This is a genomic window from Massilia aurea (genome assembly GCF_024753205.1).
GTDB lineage: Bacteria > Pseudomonadota > Gammaproteobacteria > Burkholderiales > Burkholderiaceae_D > Telluria > Telluria aurea.
In genome coordinates this window covers 1-5508 of the sequence record NZ_JANUGZ010000014.1, presented here as the reverse complement: position 1 = coordinate 5508, position 5508 = coordinate 1, and the positions used below count along the sequence as shown (strand labels likewise).

Genomic DNA, 5508 nt, shown 5'->3' with positions numbered 1-5508 from the left:
CGAAATCTCGTCAACTCTTTCTTTTCGCTTCGTCTCAGATTTCTCTGTAGACCTTGCTCTCGTAACCACTTGATTACGTTAACTTTTTCGGTCAGTGCCGAAGCGGAGGCGAACTATAACAAACCTCCCCTGGGTTCCGCAAGCCTTCCCCGAAAAGAATCTTCACACCGTACGTTTTCGTCACGCGGCGACGTCCCCAGCACGATTCTGGCGCCCAAGGTATATTCCCCGGTTAAATAATAGAAGACCAACTTTCACACTCTGCACGCAATACTTTGGGGAAATAATGAAGCATCCTGTCCTGCGCCGTACCACGATCGCCGCCCTTTGCGCCTGCTGGCCACTTGCCGCCATTGCCGATGACATCCGCAATCCAATGAACGTGGTGGTCATCAGTGGCGCGCGTGCTGAACACACCAGCTTCGACCTGCCTGCCGCGATCGATGTCGTCGATGCGGCGCAGATCGGCGCCGCGCAGTTGCGCGTGAACGCCTCCGAAGCACTGGCGGCGGTGCCGGGGGTCGTCGTGCGCAATCGCGAGAACTACGCGCAAGACCTGCAAATCTCATCACGTGGCTTTGGCACGCGTTCGGCATTCGGTGTGCGCGGCGTGCGCCTCGTTGCCGACGGCATCCCGGCCACCATGCCCGACGGCCAGGGCCAGGCCGCGACCTTCAACCTCGATGTCGCCGAGCGCATCGAAGTGCTGCGCGGCCCCTTCTCTGCGTTGTATGGCAATCACTCGGGCGGCGTCGTCCAGCTGTTCACGCGCGAACCGACCGACAAGCCGACCGTCGAAGCCAGCTTCACCGGCGGCAGCTACGGCCAGCGCAAGCTCGATACGAATGCGTCGGGCCGCAGCGGCGGTATCGGCTACCTGATCGATGCGTCGCGCTTCGAAACCGATGGCTACCGCGATCACAGTGCAGCCACACGCGACCAGGCCTATGCCAAGCTGGTGGTCGAGCCAACGTCGACCAGCCGCCTTGTGATTACAGCCAGTGGGCTGCGCCAGGACGATACGCAGGATCCGCTGGGCGTGACATGGGATACCTTCCGCCGCGATCCACGCGCGGGAGAGATCGATACCACCGATACGCAATCGCCGCAGCGCACGCTGGCCGATCGCTACGACACACGCAAGAGCATCGATCATCAACAATTCGGCGCGACGTTCGAGCAGCGCTTCGGCCAGGATCGCCTGCAAGTCACGGCTTACGGCGGCAACCGCCGCGTGATCCAGTACCAGTCGTTCTCGCGCGGCTTCCAGGCGCCGGCCACGCACTCGGGCGGCGTCATCGATTTCGATCGCGACTTCTATGGCATCGACGCTAACTGGCGTGCGGTGCGCGCCGTCGCTGGCGGTACGCTGCGCACCACGGCAGGCCTCGAAATGGCCGAATCCAAGGACGCGCGCCAGGGTTTCGAGAACTTCATCGGCAACACCTTTGGCGTGAAAGGCAATCTGCGGCGCGACGAACAGAACGACGTGACGAGCGTCGACCCGTACGTGCAAGTCGAATGGGAACGCGACCAGTGGGTGCTTACCGGCGGCCTGCGTCACAGCCGCGTGGACTTCGACGTCGAGGACCGGTATCTCTCCAATGGCAACGACAGCGGCGGCACCGACTTCCGTCATACGACGCCACTGGTCGGTGTGCTGTACAAGATTTCGCCCACGCTGAACCTGTATGCGAGCGCCGCGCGCGGCTTCGAAACACCTACCATGAACGAGTCGTTCTATTCAGGCACGGGCGGCGGCTTTAACTTCGCGCTCGAGCCGGCGATCGGCACGCACCTCGAAATCGGCGCCAAGGCGATGGTGGCCCGCGGCGTGCGCGTCAACGCCGCCGTGTTCCAGGTGAAGACGAAGGATGAACTGGTGGTCGATGCATCGTCGGGCGGTCGCACCAGCTATCGCAACGCGAGCGCCACGCTGCGCCAGGGTGGCGAGCTGTCGGTCGACGCGGAGCTGGGGGCCGGCTGGAATGCGCGCATCGCCATGAGCATGCTGCATGCGATCTATGACGAAGGCTTCGGCGCAGTGCCAAAGGGCAGCCGCCTGCCGGGCGTGCCCAAGTCGAGCTTCTACGGCGAATTGGGCTGGACGGAAGCGGCGGGCCGCTATGGCGTCGCGCTCGAGACGGTCGCCAACAGCCGGGTGTATGCGGAAGACACCAACACCGCGCAGACGGCGCCGGGCTACGCGGTCGTCAATGCCCGCGTGCAGGCGAGCCAGCAGTTTGGCGGCTGGCGCCTGCGCCAGTTCGCGCGCCTGAACAACCTGTTCGACCGCGACTATGTCGGCTCGGTGATCGTGGGCGACGCCAACCGCCGCTATTACGAAGCGGCGCCTGGCAGTAACTGGCTACTGGGCGTCAGCGCGCAGTATCAGTTTTAGTCAGGTCCACCGGGGCCGGGGCCGGTGCCACTGCTGCTGCTGCTGGCAGCTCCTGCCCCGGCAGCGCGACATCCGGATACAGGCGCGCGAGCGTCGCCGTCACCGCCGGCACCAGAACAGCCTGCACCAATTTGATGGCTGCGCCCAGGTCCGGCGCGGCGCGTACGGATTGCCACAGGCGCGCACTATCGACGCCGCGCGCGGCCAATGCGCTTTCAGCTTCTGCTTGCCAGAACGGCGGCGCTTCGCTTTCGACATAATTGCCGCGCCCACGGCCGAAGTGCGCCACTGCCAGATAGCGCAGAATCGCGCCCACCAGCATTTGATGCAGGAACGGGTCGGCGAACTTCACGTTTGCCTGGTTGCGATCCGTCCCCTGATTGAAGCCCCACGCGGCGCCGGCAGCCGTGATGCCGCCAGCGATCGCGCCCAATAATGCGCCGGCGCCCATTGTGAGGCCACCCGCCATCAAGTCAGCGGACAGACCGGTGGTTGCACCCGCCACCACTGCACCCAATAATCCAGCCTGCGCCTTGTCCACTGGCGCGTTGACCGCGAAGTTGTCGCGCACGCGTGCATTGACAGCGACCGCCTGCCCCGGATCGATGCGATACAGGGACAGCATGCGCGCCGTCGCATGATTGATGCCGTCGTTCAGGCGCTGCACGAGCGCCGCCATCGCCAGCTCCTGGCGGCGCGCTTCGTCCTTGCCGATGCCGACCGCTTTCAGCGCGCTGCGCAACATGCCCGGTCGTTGGTCCTCCAGCGCCTCAGTGTCGCGCGCGGCAGCGGCAATCTGTTCGGCGTTCATCTGCAGGGCACTTGCATAGCGCTCGCGATTGCGCGCCGCCCAGGCAGAGAGCAGGCGCGCGTAGGCGGGCTGCTTCTCGGCTGCGATCAGGTGCGTGACCGATTCGTAGAACACGTGTTCATGCACCCAGCAGCGGGCGAATGCATCGAGCGGCAGCACTTCCTTGACGACCGAGTACTGAGCGAGATGCTGTTTCCAGCGCTGTGGCTCGGCCTGTTCTTCGCTGGCCGGCCGCGGTGGCCCAATCTGGTTCAGCAGCACGACCACGGGTTTGCCTAGCCATTCGAGGATATTCATCTCGGACGGCAGATAGCCCGCATCCTGTGGCGACTCGGACGAATTGACCAGGTACAGCACCACGTCGGCTTCTTCACGCGCGGCGCGCAGTGCCTGCTGGCTGAGGAAGAATGGCCGGTCGCGATAGCGGTCGAAAACCTCGCGCAGGAACCAGCCGATCGGATTGCCGGCCATGGCCAGGCGTTTGTGCAGACGCACCGAATCGCCGAAACCAGGCGTGTCCCACAACACGAGCGAGTCGCCAGCGGGTGTGGACAGCAGCGGGTAGCCTTGCGAAATCTGCGTTACGTGCGCAGCATCGCGAATTTCGCCGACATCCATGCCAACGAGCGTGCGCGCCAGCGTGGTCTTGCCGTTGTTCGTATGCGAGACGAGGGCGAACTGGATCTTGGCAGGCTGGATCATCGCAGCTCCGGCAGGGTCAAGCCCGCGCCCAGTTCAAGCGGATACTTGTCCGGTTCGAGCAAATTGACGACATGGGCCGACGTACCATGGAAGCTGCAGAACTGCCGCCACAGCGAATGACGCTCGGCGGCGCGTTCGGCGCCGACCTGGTCGCCGATACGTTCGAGCAGCGCCGATTCATCCAGCAGCACGGCGACGCCGCGCGGCACATGCTTGACCAGGTAGTCGAGCAGCGCGCCGTGATTTTCCTTCTCCGGCGTCGCAGCTAAGCTGAACAGCACGGTGGTGACGGTGATGCCGGCTTCGTTCAGCATCGTCTCGCGCAGCGCATCCTTCGGTTCGATGCCATAAGCGACCGATGGGAGCAGCTGCACCCTCGCCTGCCCGCCCAGTGCCGCAGCTGCGATCGCCCACAGGCCGCGGTCGCGCGGCTCGTCGAGTGTGTAGGTGTAAGGGATCACGCGCAGCACGGCCGGCGCGCTGGTACCGATGCTGTCGGCCAGTTTGCGGTAATACGGCTGGTCGAGGTCAAGCGGGAAGTGACGCGACAAATGGCGGGCGCGCAGGCCCGCAACAATCGCGAGCAGCACACGTGGAATGATCACCAGCAGCAGCAACGTCGCGCCATACAGATGGACCCAGCGTTCGCCAACCGGCAGGCCGGCGCTGCCACCGAAGCGCAGTTGCTCGATCTCGGCCAGCGTGAAGCCTTGCAGGAACGGGAACACGGTCAGTGCCGGCGTGAAGAGCCACGACAGCAGCGTGTGCACTTGCTGGGCGTCGAGGAAGGTGCTTTCCCAGCCAGTCACGTATTGGGTCAGCAGGCCACGCGCATACAGCGACGCGACGGCGCCGAGCGCAAAGCCGGCGGCCGCGAGATGCACCGTGCGGCTCAGGCGCGCACGCGTGAGTGGCTCACTGAGCACGGCCCAATCGGCCAGAAAGTGGGCAACGCCTTCGGCCAGTGCAGTAGGCAGCTTGCGTGGCGCCACGGCCTTGCCCACGCTCAGTCGGCGCAGCAGTGGCACGCCGCTCTTCTTCCGGCGCGCGGCAGGAACTACCGCCCATACCAGAAGACCCAGGTACACCAGCAGGTTCCAGGCGATGATGATAAGGAACGGCGCGGATAACAAGTCGACCCGGTGCGGATCGGCGATGCGGTCTAGTGCGGCACCAAGCACGAAGGCAATGAACGGCAGTGCAAACCATATCCCGCGCATGCCGGGGGCGCGGCGCTGGAAAGCGCCGAAGGCCGGCGTGCGTTCGCCGAGACGCTTGAGGATTTGCTCGGCGCGCTGCTGCAGGAAATGCTGCTGGTTGACGGCCGTGTGACTGTCGGCCGCCTGCCATGCGGCGAGCTCGCGTGCGCTGCGGGTGGCATACTTGCGATCGTCGTCGCTCAGTACGGTATGGCCGACGTCGGCGTGCTCGATCGCGCGCGCCAGCACGACATTGCGTGCAACCTGTTCATTCATGCTGTTCCCGTGATTGAAATGACAATGCTGATGAATGCATTGTGCACCAGTTTCACGGGCGTTGGCGGTGGGGTGGCGCACCGTGCTCGTCACATCGGCAAGTGAGCATAGCAAAGCGA

Annotated in this window: 3 protein-coding genes; 1 reads left to right on the top strand and 2 read right to left on the bottom strand. The window is 64.4% G+C overall.

Annotation, left to right across the window (positions count from 1 at the left end; translation table 11 throughout):
- The first annotated feature begins 286 nt into the window (after window positions 1–286).
- The gene (locus tag NX775_RS23800; protein WP_258838236.1) at window positions 287–2401 is read left to right on the top strand and encodes a TonB-dependent receptor family protein; all 2115 of its coding nucleotides are present in this window, start codon (window positions 287–289) and stop codon (window positions 2399–2401) included.
- Here NX775_RS23800 and NX775_RS23795 read toward each other — a convergent pair.
- Both NX775_RS23795 and NX775_RS23790 read right to left on the bottom strand, forming a co-directional pair.
- Window positions 2379–3914, bottom strand: coding sequence for a DUF3482 domain-containing protein (locus NX775_RS23795; protein WP_258838235.1), 1536 nt, complete (start codon window positions 3912–3914; stop codon window positions 2379–2381). The genes NX775_RS23800 and NX775_RS23795 overlap by 23 nt on opposite strands.
- On the bottom strand, window positions 3911–5389 hold the full coding sequence (locus NX775_RS23790; RefSeq protein WP_258838234.1) for a DUF2868 domain-containing protein: 1479 nt from the start codon (window positions 5387–5389) through the stop codon (window positions 3911–3913). The genes NX775_RS23795 and NX775_RS23790 overlap by 4 nt, the downstream gene beginning before the upstream one ends.
- Window positions 5390–5508 lie beyond the last annotated feature (119 nt).